Annotated in this window: 15 protein-coding genes and 1 pseudogene; 13 read left to right on the top strand and 3 right to left on the bottom strand. The window is 47.4% G+C overall.

Annotated features, from left to right (window positions below; genetic code table 11):
- Positions 1-17: 17 nt before the first annotated feature.
- Positions 18-1,343 (bottom strand): acetyl-CoA carboxylase biotin carboxylase subunit, encoded by a 1,326-nt coding sequence (gene accC / locus BLR65_RS09780; protein ID WP_093794010.1) that lies wholly within the window; start codon positions 1,341-1,343, stop codon positions 18-20.
- 538 nt (positions 1,344-1,881) lie between these two features.
- Between accC and BLR65_RS31360 the strand changes: the two genes are divergently transcribed.
- Positions 1,882-2,016 (top strand): hypothetical protein, encoded by a 135-nt coding sequence (locus BLR65_RS31360; protein ID WP_281241511.1) that lies wholly within the window; start codon positions 1,882-1,884, stop codon positions 2,014-2,016.
- Positions 2,017-2,070: 54 nt separating this feature from the next.
- Here the strand turns inward: BLR65_RS31360 and BLR65_RS09775 are convergent, their stop codons facing one another.
- Positions 2,071-2,619: an NADH peroxidase gene (locus BLR65_RS09775; protein WP_093794009.1), complete on the bottom strand. Its 549-nt coding sequence runs from the start codon at positions 2,617-2,619 to the stop codon at positions 2,071-2,073.
- Positions 2,620-2,891: 272 nt separating this feature from the next.
- Between BLR65_RS09775 and BLR65_RS09770 the strand changes: the two genes are divergently transcribed.
- The gene (locus BLR65_RS09770; RefSeq protein ID WP_143122545.1) at positions 2,892-5,837 is read left to right on the top strand and encodes a hypothetical protein; all 2,946 of its coding nucleotides are present in this window, start codon (positions 2,892-2,894) and stop codon (positions 5,835-5,837) included.
- Positions 5,838-5,915: 78 nt separating this feature from the next.
- Positions 5,916-7,655 (top strand): ABC transporter ATP-binding protein, encoded by a 1,740-nt coding sequence (locus tag BLR65_RS09765; RefSeq protein ID WP_093794007.1) that lies wholly within the window; start codon positions 5,916-5,918, stop codon positions 7,653-7,655.
- Positions 7,656-7,668: 13 nt separating this feature from the next.
- Here BLR65_RS09765 and dcuC read toward each other — a convergent pair.
- Positions 7,669-8,175, bottom strand: a pseudogene (gene dcuC / locus BLR65_RS09760) (C4-dicarboxylate transporter DcuC); the annotation flags it as partial.
- Between the two features lie 362 nt (positions 8,176-8,537).
- Here dcuC and dapA point away from each other — a divergent pair.
- The 10 genes from dapA to BLR65_RS09710 all read left to right on the top strand — a co-directional run bounded on the left by dapA (position 8,538) and on the right by BLR65_RS09710 (position 18,048).
- Positions 8,538-9,416, top strand: a complete 879-nt coding sequence (gene dapA / locus BLR65_RS09755; protein ID WP_093794006.1) for a 4-hydroxy-tetrahydrodipicolinate synthase — start codon at positions 8,538-8,540, stop codon at positions 9,414-9,416.
- Positions 9,417-9,677: 261 nt separating this feature from the next.
- The gene (locus BLR65_RS09750; RefSeq protein WP_093794005.1) at positions 9,678-10,910 is read left to right on the top strand and encodes a DUF401 family protein; all 1,233 of its coding nucleotides are present in this window, start codon (positions 9,678-9,680) and stop codon (positions 10,908-10,910) included.
- Between the two features lie 47 nt (positions 10,911-10,957).
- On the top strand, positions 10,958-11,374 hold the full coding sequence (locus BLR65_RS09745; RefSeq protein ID WP_093794004.1) for a C-GCAxxG-C-C family protein: 417 nt from the start codon (positions 10,958-10,960) through the stop codon (positions 11,372-11,374).
- 363 nt (positions 11,375-11,737) lie between these two features.
- Positions 11,738-12,406 carry a hypothetical protein gene (locus BLR65_RS09740; RefSeq protein WP_093794003.1) on the top strand — a complete coding sequence of 223 codons (669 nt, stop codon included), beginning with the start codon at positions 11,738-11,740 and terminating at the stop codon, positions 12,404-12,406.
- Entirely contained in the window at positions 12,391-13,062 is a 672-nt protein-coding gene (locus BLR65_RS09735) for an AroM family protein (RefSeq protein ID WP_093794002.1), read from the top strand. The genes BLR65_RS09740 and BLR65_RS09735 overlap by 16 nt, the downstream gene beginning before the upstream one ends.
- A 72-nt stretch (positions 13,063-13,134) precedes the next feature.
- Positions 13,135-14,202: an S-methyl thiohydantoin desulfurase family protein gene (locus BLR65_RS09730; RefSeq protein WP_093794001.1), complete on the top strand. Its 1,068-nt coding sequence runs from the start codon at positions 13,135-13,137 to the stop codon at positions 14,200-14,202.
- A 26-nt stretch (positions 14,203-14,228) separates the two neighbouring features.
- On the top strand, positions 14,229-15,188 hold the full coding sequence (locus tag BLR65_RS09725) for an aminopeptidase (RefSeq protein ID WP_093794000.1): 960 nt from the start codon (positions 14,229-14,231) through the stop codon (positions 15,186-15,188).
- 241 nt (positions 15,189-15,429) lie between these two features.
- The gene (locus BLR65_RS09720) at positions 15,430-16,323 is read left to right on the top strand and encodes a LysR family transcriptional regulator (RefSeq protein ID WP_245692681.1); all 894 of its coding nucleotides are present in this window, start codon (positions 15,430-15,432) and stop codon (positions 16,321-16,323) included.
- A gap of 28 nt (positions 16,324-16,351) precedes the next feature.
- A complete protein-coding gene (pxpB, locus tag BLR65_RS09715; RefSeq protein ID WP_093793998.1) occupies positions 16,352-17,110 on the top strand; it encodes a 5-oxoprolinase subunit PxpB in 759 nt (252 codons plus the stop codon).
- A complete protein-coding gene (locus BLR65_RS09710) occupies positions 17,107-18,048 on the top strand; it encodes a 5-oxoprolinase subunit C family protein (protein WP_093793997.1) in 942 nt (313 codons plus the stop codon). Before pxpB ends, BLR65_RS09710 begins: the two co-directional genes overlap by 4 nt.
- The last annotated feature ends 2 nt before the right edge of the window (positions 18,049-18,050 follow it).

Raw genomic sequence — 18,050 nt, 5'->3', positions numbered from 1 at the left:
TGCTGTAATAGGGTCTCTTAGGAAATCATGCGCTTGTAAATGAACTGAGTATCGATATCTCCACTGCAAAAATACGGATCTTTAAGTACTTCCAGATGAAAATCAATGGTCGTTTTGATACCGCTGATACGAAATTCACCCAGAGCGCGCTGCATAACTTTGATGGCTTCGCCACGACTACGTCCCCGGACAATAACCTTGGCAATGAGAGAATCGTAGTAAGGCTGGACCACAGAGCCGGCACACACGCCGCTGTCAACCCGCACTTTTGGTCCACCCGGCTGGTGATAAAAGGTAATTTGGCCCGGGGAAGGCAAAAAGTTCTGGGCCGGATCCTCGGCGTTAATGCGGCATTCGATTGCATGACCGGTAAAGGTTACATCCTCCTGTTTAACATTAAGCGGCTCACCGGCTGCAATGCGCAATTGTTTTCTTACCAGGTCAATGCCTGTAATTGCCTCGGTAATGGCATGCTCAACCTGAATGCGCGGATTGATTTCCATGAAATAAAAGTCACCGGAGTTTTTGTCCATAAGAAACTCGACGGTTCCTACATTAGTATAATGGACACTTTTGGCGGCACGAATGGCCAGCGAACCTACTTTTTGGCGCATTTCTGCCGAAAGAGCGCTGGACGGCGCTTCTTCCAAAATTTTCTGATTGCGCCGTTGCAAGGAACATTCACGTTCTCCTAAATGAATGATATGACCATAATTATCAGCAACAATTTGCACCTCAATGTGGCGGGCATCGGCAATATATTTTTCCAGATAAAAAATGCTGGTAGTAAGGTCGACTTTATTTACGGCACTTATTAGTTCAGTTGTATTATTGGCAACATAAATGCTTTTTCCGCCGCCGCCGGATACCGGTTTCATGATGACCGGGTAGCCGATTTCATCGGCAATGCGGCATGCCTCGGTTGCATTGCGCACTGGATCACTGCCTGTAGCCATAGGCAGTCCGGCTTGTGTCATAGCCTCACGGGCGGCATCTTTATTGCCTACTTTACGAATTGTTTCGGCACGGGGACCGACAAATACAAGACCTGAATTGGTTACTTTCTCAGCAAAATCGGCATTTTCCGATAAAAAGCCATAGCCGGGGTGGATAGCATCGGCGTGTGTTGCTTTGGCCGCAGCAATGATAGCGTCAATGTTCAAATAACTTTGGCTGGCGTCAGCCGGGCCGATTAAATAGGCACAATCGGCCAGTTGAACATGTAATGCGTCAGCATCTACATCAGAATACACAGCAACTGTTTCGACTCCCAGCTCCTGGCAGGCCCGGATGATACGCACCGCAATTTCACCGCGGTTGGCAATGAGTAAACGTTTAAACATCGCTATAGACCTCCATTTGCAATTAGTAGTTCATCAAGCCCTATAGTAAAAACCTTGTGGGTTTTTCGGACTGGATGCTTACTGGGTATCATTATAGACCAATTTATATCTTTACACAATAGATTAAGAAATGTATACAATATAGTTAAAGTGTAAAACACAAGTTAATAGAATATGATTATAGTACTTGCTATTAATTTTTCAATATTGGGAATTTTTGGGATACTTATAGTAATAAAAAGATCGTTAACTCTCCGGTCAAAAATACCTGAGAAACGATCTTGGCAAGGTGGTTTGGTTAGGTAGCTGAGGATATTCTCTCCTCCTGTCGGCTACGCCTTCATATACGGCTTGAATGCTTTACTAACTGATCGTGAGTAAGCCTGGCTTTTGGGAGAAAGAATTCATCTACTTTACTGTATTCATCTTTATCCCCCCGGATGATTGCCTTTATTGTGTCTTAAAGGATATATTGGTCGTAATGTACCCATAATGGAATAAGAACATTCGTCACCCAATTCTTGTAGTTTTCGGACTTATGACTACTCCTAATCTGGATTTGGAAATATACGTGGAAGAACCGGACCTTCGCGCTGGTTTTGACACGGTACGCGACATAGCGGCTATTACGGGCATCGTTCATGTGTTATATTTATTGCTTAGCCTGGATTGACGCAAAAAAGGACCTACGAGTATTAGCTAACTCGTAGGTCCTTTGACGCTATGTTTATTTTCCAAAATATCTGTCCAGTAATCCTTTAAAGGCGGCGCCATGACGGGCTTCATCTTTGCACATTTCATGGACCGTATCATGAATGGCGTCTAAGCCAAGTTCTTTGGCTTTTTTCGCAATGCCCAGCTTGCCTTGGCAGGCGCCATACTCGGCCTCTACCCGGAGCTCAAGGTTCTTTTTGGTAGAAGGAGTTACAACTTCGCCCAGCAATTCAGCAAATTTTGCGGCATGATCGGCTTCTTCGAAAGCAATGCGTTTATAGGCTTCAGCCACTTCCGGATAGCCTTCCCGGTCAGCTTGGCGGCTCATTGCCAGATACATACCGACTTCTGTACATTCTCCCATAAAATTCATTTTTAAGCCCTCAAGTATTTGTGTGTCTACACCGGCGGCTACGCCAATTCTATGCTCATCAGCCCAATTCAGACCTGTGGCGGACTGTTCAATAAATTTTGAGGCAGGTGCCTTACATTGGGGACAGGATTCAGGAGCAGAATCTCCTTCATGGACATACCCACAAATTGTACATACAAATTTTTTCATTATATTTCCCTCCATAAACAATAATTAATATTATGGGATAATTATAACAGGTAAAGAAAAATAATGCAATACATTTTTTGGAAATTAATCAAGTATTTTAGCTATTTTATATCAATGAAGGAAATATCGGATAGGAGTAGAAATAAGCTTTTAACTATACAGTATCTGATAAGAATTTGCGGGGTATGGTATTACTAAATCTTATTGACATTTCATATATCTATGCAGAGGCGAACGCGAATAGAAAAGGTATTGAAGGGATAAACAGAGTTTTGAATGCGAAAAAACAGGTAAGCGCTATGTGGCCACAGATTATTTTCTTATGTCAACAGGATTTGCTTGAACTGCAAAAAAAACAGGATGAAATGAAACCTAAGCGGCTGGAGCTAAGCAGGGTCATGGCCCTGCAGGCTGAAATTGCGGAAGAATACGCTGCTATTGCGGATGACATTGCCCGCTATCAGGAGCAATGGCGCTATTTAACCAAAGCGGCAGAGGATACCGGACGCGATTGTATAGCTCTGTCAGAGCAGTGGGAGATTCTTGAGGCAGAATATCAAAACGGCTTGCAAAAACAGCAAATGGTTACCCCGCAAATGGCCGAACTGAAACAGGAAATAAACAGATTACTGACTGATAAACAAGATACGGAGACAGTGATTAGCCAAAACTTAGCCCAAAAGCAAAAAATAACTGCACAACTAACGCAGGTAGCCGAATTTGCTGCTGTAACCCAACAAACAGAAAAGCTGCAGGAAATTGTAGTAATTCAAGAAAAAGAATTGCAGACGCTGGAGTTAAAAAAGCGGAATCTGCTCAAATTGCTGTCATTGCTTACCGACAATAAGCCGGATAGCTATGTATTGCTGACGGGCGACCGCAGCGAGCAGGAAGCTGTGGTCGCCCGCTACCACCACTATCTTCAGCAATTTGCAGCCGTTGTACAAAAAGTGGCGAGCCAGGATCAGGCCCGAATAAATCAGTGTCTTAATCAGGATATAAATTTATTACTGGACCGGATAAACACAATTAACTATCGTCAGATTGATTTAAAAACAACGGAAGCAGATATGATCAGCGAATTGCATCAGCTTACCGAAGTATTGATTGGTACGGCTGAGGACTATGGGTGGACGACCGGCCTTTGTAAATCAGCTTCCCAAAGTGTGGTCATTAGCTATCAGAATATCCGTTGTTTACGCAATGAAGTCAACGATCTGCTATGGACTGCGCCGCCGGAAATGCTGGCGAGAATTGGTTTGGGCACTCAGTGGAAAAAAACACTATTTGCTTTAATCAGCAAAGCCAAGGCTATGGAGCAGCAAATTAGTGTGCCGGGCACGCTTCAACAACAGACCACGACGGAATTTGAGAATATCTTACTGGATTGCTGCCATCTGACGCAACGGCTTTATGATGCCTGTTATAGGCAGCTGTTGGAGTGCGGGCATTTGCTGGAGCAATCGTATAATCAAATTCAGGAAAAGTTAGCGGTTTCAACCAAGCAATTGCTCGGCTGTAGTAAGCAGGTGCAAAGTCTTACAGCCCAAATCAATGCCAAAGCTGATACTAATGAGTCCGGGTTGCAAGAAAAGCTGGATAAAATGGAAAGCTCGCTGCACCTGGCTGCGAAAAAACTTCACGATCAGGAGGCTATGATTGAGGAGCGGCAGCGCATACTGCGGGAAAACGGGATAATGCCGGCGCAATTTAGTTTGGACGATCTTGCACGGCAGCTTGACAAAGCGAAACAGCAATGGCAAGCCCAAATAAGTAAACTGACGGAAACGCATCCACGGTTGCTTGATCTTAGAGAGACAATTGCCCTAGCTTATCGTACGCTGGAAAAATTAAGCGCTGACACAGGGAACCTTTCGCGGAAATATGATTCGCTAACCGCGCAACTGGCCGAAGCAGCAGCGGAGTTTAATGAAATAAAAATCTCACTGACAACCGAATGGATAAACCGCATACGGACAATTCAGGAGCAGCCGGAACTCACTGGGAGCAGTGACGCTGTCCCGGCAGGAGCGGTTAGTGACACGGCTGACGATGTGGCGCGCAATATTATCACGGGGCAGGACGGTCTGATTCTGTTGGAAACAAGGGAATGGCTTTTGCCGGTGGCAGTTTGGAACATGGAGTTTTCACTAAAAGGCTTGCGGCGCTGTACCCTGTTGGAAGAGTTTATTATAAAATGTCTCGCCTGTGGCCTGGACAAGCTTAAGGACCAGCAGGCAATTGCGTCTTTACTGCACGTGGCTGAAAGAGTTGTCGAGCAATGTCTCAGCGAGTTAGAACGGTTTGCTGTGGTGAGCAAAGACGAAAATAACGACAATGGGCTTTATGAGTTGACAGCTGAAGGCAGAAACGTCTATCACACCAATATGCTTCCCATTGCTCCTGTGCATAAAGTAGAAATCGGTTTCAATGCCCAGTATGAATTGATTCGCAGCGGCCCTAAAACTGCCGGTAAGTGTTGCAACGAACGATGTTTGCCGCTATTCCGGCATTATAACGAACAGGAAGAACAAGGTTTACGAGTTGACTTTTATATTGATAAGGAACAGGCTGATTTCATCGCGCGCAACCTACTGCATGAATGGTACACGCCCCGCCCGGAAAACTACGAGGCTGAATTATCTGAGCCGCCGAACCAGGAAGAACGCTGCCCGCGGTTCGGTGAGATCTGGTTGTATGATGTTATTGAACACCAGGTTTTATGTCGGGTGTGGGATTTTGAACAGCAGGCATTTTGTGAGAAATTGGCGGCTGCCCTTAGCCTGCTGGAAGGTGAACACAGGCTTAAACAGGTGCAACGGGAAGAAATTTCAGTAGACCAACCGTATCAGTTGTTACGGCAATTAGAAAAACAACTCCAAGACGACTGTCTGGCCGACGAGTCAGAGTGCCTTGCCTGGTTTGCCGCTTTGCTGCGCCTTAGTGAATATACCGGTATACGGGAGATATTGGCCGGAGAAGCTTTAGATAAGGTCATGGCCGATCATTCCGGGGCTATGCTTTGCAAACTTTTGTCCGTATATGTTACGACAGATGTATATGAGCTCGGCTTCCCCCGGTTATTAGCCTGGTTGATGCAAGGAAAAAACCATGATGAGCTGATACTTTGGTTGGAAGAACTTTATCGGCGTGATCCTCAGGCCTATCGAAAAGTAACTGCTGTTTATAGAACTTTGCCAGGTAAGGCAAACATTTAATTCTACGCTACACGGGGTGTATAATGAGGAGGGCAGTTTGTAAAAAACTGCAATTTATCAAATGGTGAGGGGTTTCTGATGTCGATTCTTGCAGGCTTTTTGCACTATTATAAACCTTATAAGAGGCTTTTCTACAACGATATGATTTGTGCCATTATCGTTTCGGCCATTGACCTGGTTTTTCCGCAGGTCCTCAATTACCTGACGAAAAATCTATTAATCCAGCAAACGGTTGAATTTATTGCAATTATTGGCTATATCGGGGCAGGAATGCTGATTTTATATGGCATTCGCTATGCCTGTCAGTACTATATTACCACCTGGGGCCATGTAATGGGCGCCAGAATGGAAAGCGATATGAGACAGGACTTATTTGATCATTTGCAGCGCCTTTCCTTTTCTTATTATGATAAAAACAATACGGGCGAAATGATGTCCAAACTGGTGTCGGATCTATTTGACATTTCGGAACTGGCCCATCATGGCCCGGAAAATATTTTTATTTCCTGTCTAAAATTAATTGGTTCGTTTATTTTACTCTTGCTGGTTAATGTGCCTATGACGCTAATTTTATTTAGTATTGCCGTGAGCATGACGATTTTCAGCTACTATCAGAATAAGCGGATGAAAGTCATCTTTATGGAAAACCGCAAACGGATCGCTACCGTCAATGCGCTTGTGCAGGATAGTTTAGCCGGTATTCGGGTAATAAAATCTTTTGCCAATGAGGGGATTGAGCGGGAAAAGTTCCGGCAGGGCAATCTGCAGTTTCTTGGTTCGAAAGAAAGTGTTTATAAAATTATGGGGAGTTTCCACGCCGGTAACGGACTGCTGGAGGGCTTGCTGTATGTTGTTGTCTTGGTAAGCGGCGGCTATTTCATCGCCCAGGGCCAATTGCAGGCCACCGACCTGGCCGTATATGCGCTGTATATTGCCATTTTTATCAATCCTCTTGATGTGCTGATTAATTTCACCGAACAATTTCAAAAAGGGTATGCCGGGTTTAAGCGGTTTGCCGAAGTGCTGCAAACACAACCGGAGATTATCGATAAGGAGCAGGCTATCCCGCTGCGTCAGGTAAAAGGGCACATCGAATATCGCGATGTTTCTTTCGCCTATGAAGGCAATAAGGGTGTGCTTAATCATGTTGATTTTACAGTTGAGGCCGGTAAAACCATCGCCCTGGTTGGACCGTCCGGTGGCGGCAAAACGACGGTCTGTTCCCTGCTGCCCCGGTTCTATGATGTAACGGCAGGCGCTATTTTGGTTGACGGGCAGGATGTACGGGATGTGACCCTTGCGTCGCTGCGCAATGCCATAGGAATTGTGCAGCAGGATGTCTATTTATTTGCCGGCAGCATATGGGATAATATTGCCTACGGGCGCCCGGATGCGACGCAGGCAGAGGTTGTAGCGGCTGCACAACGGGCTAATATCCACGAGTTTATTGCCGGGCTGGAAGATGGCTATGACACTTACGTCGGCGAGCGGGGCGTTCGTCTGTCCGGCGGTCAAAAACAACGGATTGCTATCGCCCGTTTATTTCTCAAGAATCCGCCGATTTTGATATTGGACGAAGCGACTTCAGCTCTTGACAATGAAAGCGAACGTCACATCCAGTCTGCATTGGAGGAACTGGCCCAAAACAGGACAACGATAATTATCGCGCACCGCCTCAGTACGATTCGCCACGCAGATGAAATTATCGTAATTAATGACGGGCAGATCCAGGAACGCGGCGACCATAAAGCCCTTTTGGCACAGAACGGCTTATACGCCATGTATTATACTATGCAATTTGACGGAATGGATGAGTAGACAGTTAAATGAATTAATAGAAGAAGACAAAATTGGCGGCTACAAGGGTCAGCAGTGCGCCAATCATCGGAATTGCCGTGCGCTTGACAACCTCAAAGGGAGATACGCCGCCCATGCTGGAAGAAACTACGATAACAGCCGTTATGGGGGAAATTGCGCGCGCCGCACTGGCGGCAAAGTGCATCGGCAATAACATGACCACCGGTGCAACCGACATTTTGGCGGCAACAGTCGGTGTTAAGGCGGCAAAAGCAAAAAACGGAGCATTGCCTGACCCCATAACCACAGATGAAACAGCAATAATGCCTACCATGACGAGAATCATGCCTGCCGCGCCAAAGCCGGACGCCTGCGCCGCAGCGATGATGGAGTCTATCGTACCCATAGTCATAAGCCCTTTGGCAAAGGTTTCACCTGCTACAATCAGGGTGATGACATTTGCCATTTGCATGCCAAGCCCGTCAAAGAAGGCCTGAATGTCAGCAAAAACCTTTTTGCCGTCACGATGGCGGATATAATGAAATAATAATACCCAAAATTTCTATCCTCCTTATTTGCGATCCTTGCGTGCAGTCAGTGGTTTCGACAATTTAATCTGAATAATTTGATTTTTGAAAAAAACTAATGTCGTATCAACAGCCATTTTTCCCTCCTCCCTGTTTTGATTAGGCCGGTTGCCATGCTGTCTTTAGGTAAAAGACATTCTTTATATATATATTTGACGCGGTCCATAAAATTCCTGCTATTCCCAGTTTGGCGGCAGTAGCCGGGAATTTCGCAGAAAACAATACGGAAATAATTTCTTTTTATAAAAATATAGGATATAATCAAAATATGAATAAGCTTGACATGTTAAATATAAAATTAAAAGGTGGTCAATTCATGAAAAATCCATTATTTATCGGTTCTGCAGCCGCGATTATAACTCCTTTTCATGATAATGGTGTTGATTATGCAACTTATGCCGAATTAATCGAGTTTCAGATTAAAGGCGGTTCTGATGCTATTTTGGTTTGCGGCACAACCGGAGAAGCATCCACTATGCCGGATGAAGAACATATTGCTGTTATCAAATTCGCGGCGGAGAAAGTTAACCGGCGGGTACCGGTAATTGCCGGTACAGGCAGTAATGATACCCGCCATGCGATCGAGTTATCGAAGGCGGCGGAAGCCGTTGGTGCAGATGGGATATTGTCAGTTACACCTTATTATAATAAAACTACGCAAAAAGGCTTGTATGGGCATTTTAAAGCCATAGCGGACAGCATCAAAATACCCATGATTTTGTATAATATACCAAGCAGAACAAATTTAAATATGAACCCGGAAACGATACAAGCATTATCAGAGATTGATAATATTATTGCTGTCAAGGAATGCAACCTGGGTCAGGTCGGTGATGTGGTCAATTTGTGTGGTGACGACTTTGCCGTATATTCCGGCGATGATAATGCTATACTGCCGGTATTGTCGCTAGGCGGTAAAGGCGTTATTTCAACGATGGCCAATATTATCCCGCAGGATACGCATGATATGGTCATGAAATTTTTCCAGGGCGATACCCGGGGCGCCATTAGCCTGCAATTGAAAACATTAAATCTTATCAAGGCCTTATTTAGCGAAGTAAATCCGATTCCCATAAAAGCCGCCGTCAACTTAATGGGTTTCAAGGTTGGGCAATGTCGGATGCCGCTCACGGAGCTTGCTGAAGATCATCTTGAGCTTCTTCGCCAGGAAATGAAAGCGTACGGGCTGATCTAATTCGGCTTAAACCGCTAATCCCTCCGAATTAACTAGAAACTTTGGAGGGATGTTTGTTTTTATCGCAATTTTTTCGAGAAAAAGGTCAAACAAAACAGCGGGCTTGTGCCAGTGTCCTCAGGACAGGGCACAAGCCACACACTTTTTTTAGTATCCAAATAAGATTTTAGACAGCCGTTAGCAACGTATTATAGTTGCAGCTTGGCAGAAGAAAATCTTTATTGGGTTTTAATGGGAGATTCATAAGTAAGGAGAAAAAATATGACCGCCATTTTTGAGGTAGTGTTAACCCTGGCCATTGTTGTAAGTTTACTGCATAAAAAAGTTAATCTGGGTAATGCCATACTGGCAGGTACCGCTTTTTTGCTTATCACCTGTTCGCCGCATTGGTCAACTGTGGCAACGGCCGGAAGAAGTTTGTTGCTGAGTTCCAGTACCTGGGAAATCTTATTGGCTCTCTATTTGGTGATGTGCTTGGAATATCAACTGCGAACCAGCGGTACCATTGACGGCTTCATGGCAGTTGCCCGGGAATTACTCAAAAGCGATAAGGTACTGTTGGCTTTAATGCCGGCATTCCTGGGATTTCTGCCTTCTTTGGGGGGCGCGATTTTTTCCGCGCCGCTGGTAGAGGCAGCCGCAAAACCATTTGGGCTTTCCCCGGAGAAAAAAACGGCAATTAATTATTGGTTTCGGCATATTTGGGAGTGCACCAATCCCATTATTCCAGCACTCCTGCTAGCCGGTGAAATTGCGCATGTTCCTATTAATCAACTGATTGCGAATATGCTGTGGGTTTCTGTTTTGTGCGTAGTCGTGGGATGGTTTTATTATATTGCTCCCCTTAAAAGTCATGCCGCCGGTTTGGCGATACACGGCGAGCTGGCTAAAACGCCTAAGCAGAAGAATAAATACCGGTATTTATTGTTGTCAATCGGACCAATCTTAGCCAATTTGATCATGGTGGTAGGTTTTAATCTGGGTCCGGCACTTTCTATGTTTCTGGTTGTTGCCGCCATGACGGTAGTTCTTGGATTAAATTGGCCGAACATAGTTGCCATGCTTAAACATGCCTTGGATTATAAGTTATTTTGGGGAATTACCAATATCCTGTTCTTTCAATACATATTAACCCAGACAGGAATAGTTGGCGAAGTCGCGATCGTATTGCAAAATTCCGGTACGCCCATGGTGCTGGTGATTGGCGTGCTCGGTTTTCTTGCCGGAATTCTTACCGGCACGTCCCAGGGGGCTGTGGCCATTACCTTTCCGTTTGTTGCCGCTATAGCCAGTGAAGATGTTGCTATCGCCGTTGTTGCTTATGTTGCCGGTTTTGCCGGCCAGATTTTATCGCCGGCGCATTTGTGCTTTTTAGTTACGCTGGAATACTTTAAAGCAGATTTTATCAAGTCTCTGCGGAGTATAGCCGTTATGGCGTTTTTCCTGCTATTGGCGCTGTCAATCGAAATAAAGCTGCATTTCTTTGCCCTGTAACCAATTTTGTTATTATAGCGTTGCTAAGCATGAGAGGAGAGATAAGTGTGCAAGAATTAATCAATGCGAGAGTCCACGATTATTATTGGAAAGATGATTTTAGTTGTGCAGTGACAACCTTAAAAATTCTTTCGGAAATTTATAACCTTGAACTTCAGCCTCAGGTCATCGAGGCTGTTTTCGGGCTCAATGCAGGCAGGTGCGGCTTGCAATGCGGTTTGGTTGAGGGGACTTTGCTGTTTATCGGTATGTATGGCCGCAAAAAACAGACTGATAATACAGCTGTCGTTGCTCTGTGCCGTTTGTTCTGCCAAGAGTTTCAGGAACAATTCGGCAGTATGCTGTGCAGCCAACTCAGGCCGGAAGGATTTAGCCCCAGCAATCCCCCGCACCTTTGCGAGCAGCTGACGAAACAGGCAGTGTTGTTTTCGATGGAATTTATAGAAAAAAATATCGGTAAATAAGCTGCTGAGACAGCTTTTTCATCGATGTTATTATGTGATATAATTTATGTAGACAAAAATCCAATAAAGATTTTCTTCTGTCAGGGTGTTGCCTGATGCTCCAACACAGGCCTTGGCTTATTGAATATTATGCAGGCTTATGAGGAGTACAGGATTATGAGAAAAGTAGATAAAAGATACGTGTGGCAATGAAGCTTCGGTTCTTAATGAGACGAAGCTTTTTTTATAATTTCTATTATTTGCCATATTTGATTATAATAAGTAATTTGCGATTGAGGTGAGAAAAGTGGCAATCAGAGTTAAAGAGGCATTAACGATAGGCGGCTTAAAGCAGGCGGTTTTAGTTGCCGCATTTCCGGCCGTGTGAGCCCTAAAGGGACAAAGGGGGCTGCACAGCGTGACGGCAGCGCGCATAGCGTACTTCTTGATCACGGTCAAATCGTAACGATTGATCATTGTTTTGCCGAGACAGTACAAAAATTGGCGAAAACCGACGTAGCCATTATCGGCGCCAATGCCCTTGATGTTCATGGCCGGGCAGCGATGATGTTTGGCAGTCCGCTGGGAGGAATGCCCGGTTGTGGTTTTGCCGGGTTAATGGCCCAGGGATGCAAAATCCTGATTGCCTGCGGCTTGGAAAAGCTGATTCCCATTTCCATTGATCAAGCCGTGCAGGCCGCCGGGATGCGGTCGATGGACTGGTCCATGGGAATGTCGGTAGGGTTAACCCCGCTCAGCGGTCAGGTAATCACGGAGATAGAAGCATTTAGGCTGCTCTCGGACGTAACCTGCACCGTTATTGGGGCCGGCGGCATTCAAGGAGCGGAAGGGGCGTATACCCTGGTCGTGGAAGGAGAGCAGGCAGAAGTTGAAAAAGCAATAAAAATTACGCTCTCCTTGAAACAAACAGCGACAAGCGGCCAGGCGGACAGCCTGACAGAGTGTTCGACCGGTTCGACCGGCTGCGGGATTCATCATACTTGCGCCTGGCGTACGCAAAAAGGAGAGAAGTTGCAATGGGGAAAAAAATAGGGGCTGTTACCATTGGCCAGTCCCCGCGGATTGACGTTGTCCCTGAAATCACCGGCCTTATTGGCCGGGTTGAACTGGTGGAAGGCGGGGCTTTAGACGGCCTTGCGTATGAAGAAATAACGGCACTGGCACCCCAGGCAGGGGATTACGTACTGGTAACCAGGCTCGCCGACGGCAGGTCGGTGAAGATTGCCGAGAAATATATATTGGCCCGCCTGCAAGCGCAAATCGACAGACTGGTAAGCGAGGGGGCCGAGGGAATTTTAATGTTGTGCAGCGGCGAATTTCCGCCTTTTTCGTGCCCTAAACCGCTGTTGTATCCGCAGGTTTTGCTTACCAATTTTATCGGTGCCGTTGCCGGTGGCAAAAAACTGGGGATTATTACTCCCGACAAGGATCAAATACCGCAAGTGACGAAACGGTGGTCGGCAACCGGCGTGAGAGCCGTTGCCGCCGCAGCCGGCTCGCCATATGGGGCTGAAGAGAACATCTGGCAGGCCGCCGCAGCTTTGAAAGCCAGTGAAGTGGAGCTTATTGTCATGGACTGCATCGGCTTTACCCAGCATATGAAAGACAAAGTTGCCGAAATTACCGGTGTGCCTGTTGTTCTTCCCCGGACAGTGGCTGCCCGGGCAGTTGCGGAATTGTTCGGATAATTGATTTTTTTGAAGCTCCGGCACTTGGCTGCATGGGGGCTTCTTGCCTTTTTATAAAAAGGAGGAATGATTGTGGCAAAAATTCTCTTGGATCAAAAGCATGTAGAATGGGCGGTTTACGGTGGTGCCGTGCTGGGCGGCGGTGGTGGCGGCTGGATTGAGGATGGCCTGCAAATCGGCCGGCTGGCGCTGGAGGTTGGACAGCCGCAGCTGTATACTGTTGATGAATTAGCGGACGACGATTTATTGGCGGCGGTTTCCCTGGTAGGCGCACCGGGAGCGAAAAACCGGTTTGTTAAACCAATTTATTATGCAAAGGCACTTGAGTTGTTATGTAAGCAGTTGCCGAAACCTGTCCAGGGAATTACGACCAATGAAAATGGGGCCGGGACGACTGTAAACGGATGGTTTCAGGCGGCCGTCAGCGGTCTGCCCGTTGTCGACTGCCCCTGCAACGGCCGGGCTCATCCGACAGGGTTGATGGGTTCGCTGAATTTATCCGATCAGGCTGATTATGTGTCTTATCAGGCGGCTATCGGCGGGAAGGATGACAACTATATCGAGCTATGCATATCCGGGTCCTTGGATAAAGCGGCTGCTATGGTGCGCCGGGCTTCGGTGGAGGCAGGCGGGCTGGTTGCCGTGGCCCGCAACCCGGTTAGTGTTGCTTACGCCAAACAGAACGGCGCGCCGGGGGCAGTTCAGCAGGCAATGGCAGTGGGCCAGGCCCTCCTGGGACACCAGGGAGAAGCGGCTATTGAGGCCGTTGTTTCCCAGTTGGGGGGGAAGGTGATTGTCACAGGCAGTATCACTTCTTTTTCGATGGAAACAACCGGTGGCTTTGACGTAGGTAAAGTTGTGATTGAAGACAGCTATGAGCTGACTTTTTGGAATGAATATATGACAGTGGAAAAGCAGGGCGAACGCCTGGCTACTTTTCCGGATTTAATCATGACACTGGATGCTCAAACGGCGCGGCCGATTGTTTCGGCAGGAATCAGGCAAGGGCAAAAGGTGGCTGTTATTACGGTGCCGCAAGAAAAACTGCTGCTTAGCACGACTATGCGCAACAAGAAATTACTTGCACCCATTGAAACAATTATTGGGAAACCGGTACTTCCGTTTGCTTGTTCAGAATAAGGGAAGGTACGAAGCAGAAAATGGAGATGATCGACAAAGTGGAGCAGTTAATCACGGTTAGTGAAAAGTTTTTAACCGATTGCCTGGGGGTAAAGCCGGGAGAAAATTTTCTGGTTGTAGCCGATGAGATCAAGCAAGAATTGGCCGAAGCCGTATGTTTGGCAGGAAAACGCTTAGGTGCTGAGGCGATGCTGATCGTTATGGGAGCCAGGGAAAAACCGGGACAGGAACCGCCGGCACCGGTGGCGGCCGCTATGGCAAGCGCCCAGGTGGTTGTTGCCATCACGCAACAGTCGCTTACGCATACGCAGGCAAGAAAACAGGCGGCTGCCGCAGGCGCGCGCATTGCCACCATGCCGGGCATTACCAGGGATATGTTTTTGGCAGGAGCGATTACGGCCGATTATACCCAAGTTAAAGAGTTAACAGAGAAAGTTACCGCATTGTTGACAAAAGGCCGGGAAGTCCGGATTGAAAAACAGGGGTATGTGCTACAATTCTCCATTGCGGACAGGCAGGGAATTGCCAGCACCGGAGTCTATACAAAACCCGGGGAGTCAGGCAACCTTCCCTCCGGGGAAGCCTATATCGCCCCGCTGGAGGGAACGGCAAACGGACAAATTTTGATTGACGGATCATTTGCAGGTATCGGCAAACTGGCTTCCCCACTCCTACTAACAGTGGAAAAAGGCCGCCTTACCAGGGCGGAAGGCCCGGATGCCGAAGCGTTACTGAGCAAACTGGGGGATAAAGACGGACGGCTGCTGGGTGAATTCGGTATCGGCACAAATGATAAAGCCAGGATTACCGGCATTATTCTGGAAGATGAGAAAGTTTGCGGAACCATTCATGTGGCTTTTGGCAGTAACGATACCTTTGGGGGAACCATCAGCGCCGGCGTTCACCTGGACGGTGTGGTGACGCAGCCCAATGTCTGGCTTGACGGCAAAGCTATGATGGTGGCCGGGAAAAGTGTATTGGATTAAGCAAATAGCCGGTGAATAAAATAAACGCCAAGGAAATAAACCGGTAAAAAACAGATAACGGTAATGACTGCCGCGGCTAAACCTAAGTTTTAGACTTAGGTTTTTTTTTACGGTTATAAAGAGCCAGGTAAGGTGATTGTTTTATATGAAGTAAATTTATGGACTTCGGTCGCGAACAAGTATACAATGTGTTATAGATGACTGGCCTCACTACAATTCGCTAGATGCTGTGTATGGAGTGATGTTTTTGGAAATACGACAATTAAAGACATTTATAAGTATTGTTAAGTTCGGGAATTTTTCACAGGCTGCCCAATTTCTTGGGTATACGCAGTCAACCGCAACAACCCATATTCAGCTTTTGGAGAAAGAACTAAACACAGTTTTGTTTGAGCGCTTTGGCCATCAGCTGATGCTGACAAGCGACGGTGAGCGCCTTTATGATTACGCCGAACGCATTACTAAACTTGCCGATGAAGCGAAAAACGCCCTGGATGACCTGTCGATACCGCGGGGACCAATTGTGATCGGTATGCCTGAGTCGCTCTGTGTCTACCGCTTGAACGAAATTTTACAGGAATATGCAATCGTCTATCCTGAGGTAGAGCTAAAAGTGAAATTGGGTATATCCAGTGATTTTAGAACTTTGCTGCGAAAAAATATGATGGATATGGCATTTTTCCTGGAAAGCAATATCGACGAACCTGACTTGGTCAGCAAATGGCTGTGGCCGGAGCCCGTGATTTTAGCGGCTTCACCTTCCCACCCCTTAAGCAAGCTCACAGCGGTGGCGGTAAAAGACCTGGAAGGGCAAACACTGATTTTTCCCGATTCAGGCAGCAGTTACCGGACCTTGTTAGAGGAAAGTATGGAAAAGATGGCTGTTCAGCCGGGGAATGTACTGGAAATCTGCCAAATTGAAGTTATTAAGCAATTTGTCATCAGCAATGTCGGGCTGACTATCCTGCCGTATGCTGCCGTGCAAGGCGAAGTTACGGCCGGCACTCTGATTGCGCTGCCTTGGCAGGGGCCTGATTTTAAAATTAATGCCTATCTCGCCTACCATAAGGAAAAATGGCTGTCACCGACTATTCATGCTTTCTACAAGCTTATTCAGGAAAGGTTATTAAAATGAACTTTCAAAGAGATGCGGAGGGGTGCGTATGGACGAATCTGTAAGCGGGGCTAGATTGCTTGTTGCCGGTGAATACGGGTTGGTTATCGAATTTAAAGCCGAAATATCACCAGCCATTAACGGGCTTGTACAACAACTTGCCGGCCTGATTGGCCGCAGTGTGGTAAAAGGTGTAATCGAAGTGGTCCCTACTTACCGGACCGTTATGGTCTATTTTGATCCCTTGGTTATCACCCGGCAGGAACTGTCGGGCTTTATCCGGCCAATGCTGCAGAATATGAATCCCCATAATACCCAGTCACGGGAAACAAAGACCGTGTATGTGCCGGTCTGTTACGGAGGCGTACTGGGGCCTGACTTGGATTATGTGGCCCGGTATACGGGTTTGCCGGCAGAAGAAGTCATCACAGTACACACAGCCACATCCTATCGGGTTTATATGCTGGGGTTTACCCCGGGATTTCCCTACTTGGGAGGTTTGTCCGCACAACTTGCCGTACCCCGGCAGGAAAAGCCGCGTGCTAAGGTTCCCCCCGGTTCGGTGGGAATTGGCGGCAGCCAGACAGGCCTCTACCCGGTGGAAAGCCCGGGCGAGTGGTGGTTGATCGGACGCACGCCGGTTAAGGTTTTTAATCCTAAAGCCAAACAGCCTTTTTTGCTTTCTCCCGGTGATTCTCTGCATTTTTATGCGATCACTGTGGATGAATATTTTGGCATACGCCGCGAAGTGGCAGCAGGTACCTATGTACCGCGAATTTGCTTTGACAGTGAGTGTAATGCGTCATGATTACCGTTATTCAACAAGGCTTTTTTACAACCGTGCAGGATGAGGGGCGATGGGGGTATCAGGCTTATGGCTTACCCACCGCCGGCATGATGGACCGGCAGGCCGGACGAACCGCCAACCTGCTGGCCGGCAACGCCTTACAGGCGGCTGTGCTGGAAATGACTTCGATGGGAGCTGCTTTTCGGTTTGATGAAGAACAGCTTGTGGCGGTTGCCGGTGCCGATATGCAGGTTAAGGTAAATGGCGTTTCGGTCCCTAACTGGTCGGCGTTTGTTGTTCCCAAGAACGGGGAGGTACGGTTTGCGGCGGCCGTCACCGGCTACCGGGCCTATATGGCCGTGCGCGGCGGCGTTGATGTTCCCCTGGTATTGGGCAGCCGCTCTACCTGTGTGAAAGCGGGTATTGGCGGCTACCAGGGGAGAACGCTGCGTCAGGGGGATGTGTTAGCTGTAGGGCAGGCGGGTGAAGAGGCCGGGAGAGCGCGGACGCTTCCCCATGAGTATGTTCCGGCCTATGGTGGCAAGGTTTCAGTCCGAGTCATCCTGGGTCCACAGCAGGACATGTTTGCCGACGAAGCAATAGCTACTTTTTTTACGAAAGCCTATACGGTTACCAAGCAAGCGGACCGGATTGGCTATCGGCTGACCGGTCCCCGGATTCTGCCTGTCAGCACGGCCGATATTATTTCCGACGCTGTTTATCAGGGGGCTGTTCAGATTGCCACCAATGGTATGCCGTTTATTATGATGGCCGATCATCAGACAACCGGCGGCTTTGCCAAAATTGGCTATGTTCTGCGCAGCGACCTGCCGAAGGTGGCCCAAACCAAAACAGGCGACAGCATTCGCTTTTGCCGTGTAAGTGAGGCCGAAGCTATTGCTGCCCTCAAGGATGAGCAGCAAATGTTTGCGTCTATTGCCGCAGCCGTAAACGGGTAAAA

Source organism: Sporomusa acidovorans (assembly GCF_900101845.1).
GTDB lineage: Bacteria > Bacillota > Negativicutes > Sporomusales > Sporomusaceae > Sporomusa > Sporomusa acidovorans.
This window is presented reverse-complemented; position numbering and strand designations above follow the sequence as displayed.

Coding starts and splice junctions, on each gene's coding strand:
- BLR65_RS09765 (WP_093794007.1), top strand. CDS start 5,916: ATGTCGATTCTTGCAGGCTTTTTGCACTATTATAAACCTTATAAGAGG.
- BLR65_RS09735 (WP_093794002.1), top strand. CDS start 12,391: ATGGGGAAAAAAATAGGGGCTGTTACCATTGGCCAGTCCCCGCGGATT.
- pxpB (WP_093793998.1), top strand. CDS start 16,352: ATGGACGAATCTGTAAGCGGGGCTAGATTGCTTGTTGCCGGTGAATAC.
- BLR65_RS09720 (WP_245692681.1), top strand. CDS start 15,430: ATGTTTTTGGAAATACGACAATTAAAGACATTTATAAGTATTGTTAAG.
- BLR65_RS09725 (WP_093794000.1), top strand. CDS start 14,229: ATGATCGACAAAGTGGAGCAGTTAATCACGGTTAGTGAAAAGTTTTTA.
- accC (WP_093794010.1), bottom strand. CDS start 1,343: ATGTTTAAACGTTTACTCATTGCCAACCGCGGTGAAATTGCGGTGCGT.
- BLR65_RS31360 (WP_281241511.1), top strand. CDS start 1,882: ATGACTACTCCTAATCTGGATTTGGAAATATACGTGGAAGAACCGGAC.
- BLR65_RS09710 (WP_093793997.1), top strand. CDS start 17,107: ATGATTACCGTTATTCAACAAGGCTTTTTTACAACCGTGCAGGATGAG.
- BLR65_RS09750 (WP_093794005.1), top strand. CDS start 9,678: ATGACCGCCATTTTTGAGGTAGTGTTAACCCTGGCCATTGTTGTAAGT.
- BLR65_RS09775 (WP_093794009.1), bottom strand. CDS start 2,619: ATGAAAAAATTTGTATGTACAATTTGTGGGTATGTCCATGAAGGAGAT.
- dapA (WP_093794006.1), top strand. CDS start 8,538: ATGAAAAATCCATTATTTATCGGTTCTGCAGCCGCGATTATAACTCCT.